Genomic DNA, 1496 nt, shown 5'->3' on the forward strand with positions numbered 1-1496 from the left:
TTCCTATATCATTACCATAACCTTGTTCTTGTAATGAACCGGGTAAATGGATGGTGTCGCTCAATGATCGGGTATACCACTGTTCTGTCAATCCCCGGTCATTCGGATCTAGGGCAAAGCGCCATTGGCCTTGTAAAGTTTGTATGTTGCTTGCCTGTTGACAGCCTGTTAGACTCAAAAAGAAAAATAAAACTATCAAATATTCTTTCATTCTCATGTATGTTTGTTGAATAAGTTGTATTTAAAAAATATGAGGCTGTATTCTGTATTAAAGGATACAGAGAATACAGCCTTATACTTTTATCGTCAATTCATGTTACTTTTCAGCCGGATTATTTGCTTTCACTGGCCAATATGGATTCTGATAAATAGGAGAATCGGAATATTTTTCTTTATCCATAGTAGAAGTAATCATAAAATGCTGCATGGCTATTGGGCTCAGATAATGAGCCATGTGCCAGCCGTATCCTTCATAGGCCCTGTTCATTTTCAATATCTCATACGGACGTAAATAATCACTCAATGCAGGAGATGAAACAGTCGAGTTCGGATCCTGATCATAAATCAGTTTATAACCATTGGCGGCATATTTTTCAGGAAGGTCTGTATTCCACAATTTAAACCCTTCAATATGATATTTCTTTGTCATCATCTGATCCATTGAGCGCCAACGTTTCAAATCCATGCTTCGGAAACCTTCACTCAAAAATTCATTTCTTCTTTCTCTGCGGATATTAAACAAAGTCGCATCGTTTAATACCTGTCCGCCTGAATAAGCAGCCCAGTCTAGTTCTGCCTCCTTAGAGATATTTGTCGCTTGTATCGTTTTTTTATAATCTTCCTCTATATGAGCTCTGCGGCGTAATGCTCTCCAATACAGGTCCGCTTTACTGTCTAAATTACCATAGCATTCGTAATATGCCTCGATATAATTCAGATAAGCTTCGGCGGCACGAAAAATAGAAACGCCGGTATCTCCCTCATAATTGTTACAATACGTATGATCCCAATACCAATATTTACGGCAAAGATAGCCTGTGTTATATCTGTACTGTGCAGATCCGTTTGTGATATCCGGTATTTCCGCATCAATAGGATTGCCATGTGTACCTTGTCCTACATTCAACCAAATGTTTACCATTCCGGGTTGTTTTAAAAACAAACGAATACGGTCATCCCTGTCTTTAACGACATCTTGCGAAGAATTATCACCTTTGTACAAAGTGGAAGCATAATAGGGTAAGCCGTCGTTCATCAGATAACTTTGTACCATGCCTCTGGTCAAGCCTACTCCCTGACAAGTTGTTCCGGCATCCACCGGGCGATTATGGATAATGTTTTTTCCTCTGTCGAAATCTCTCCAAAGTAAGTATTTACAACCGATTATTACTCAATATTTTATAGATAATAAGTCAGAAATATGGTTGTTATTTTTAATTGCACATTCTAAAAGGTGAAGATTTAACGCTTTTATTGATTATTAACTCAAAAAGGAC

The 1496-nt window shown here is 38.0% G+C and carries 2 protein-coding genes; both read right to left on the minus strand.

What is annotated here, in order from left to right; genetic code table 11:
* A partial coding sequence (locus tag M1P97_RS26150; protein WP_249390615.1) for a hypothetical protein occupies positions 1-211 on the minus strand: 211 nt, incomplete at its 3' end.
* 105 nt (positions 212-316) lie between these two features.
* Positions 317-1387 carry a RagB/SusD family nutrient uptake outer membrane protein gene (locus tag M1P97_RS26155; protein WP_394803958.1) on the minus strand — a complete coding sequence of 357 codons (1071 nt, stop codon included), beginning with the start codon at positions 1385-1387 and terminating at the stop codon, positions 317-319.
* Between the last annotated feature and the right edge of the window lie 109 nt (positions 1388-1496).

The organism is Parabacteroides leei (assembly GCF_023369805.1).
GTDB classification, from domain to species: Bacteria; Bacteroidota; Bacteroidia; order Bacteroidales; family Tannerellaceae; genus Parabacteroides; species Parabacteroides leei.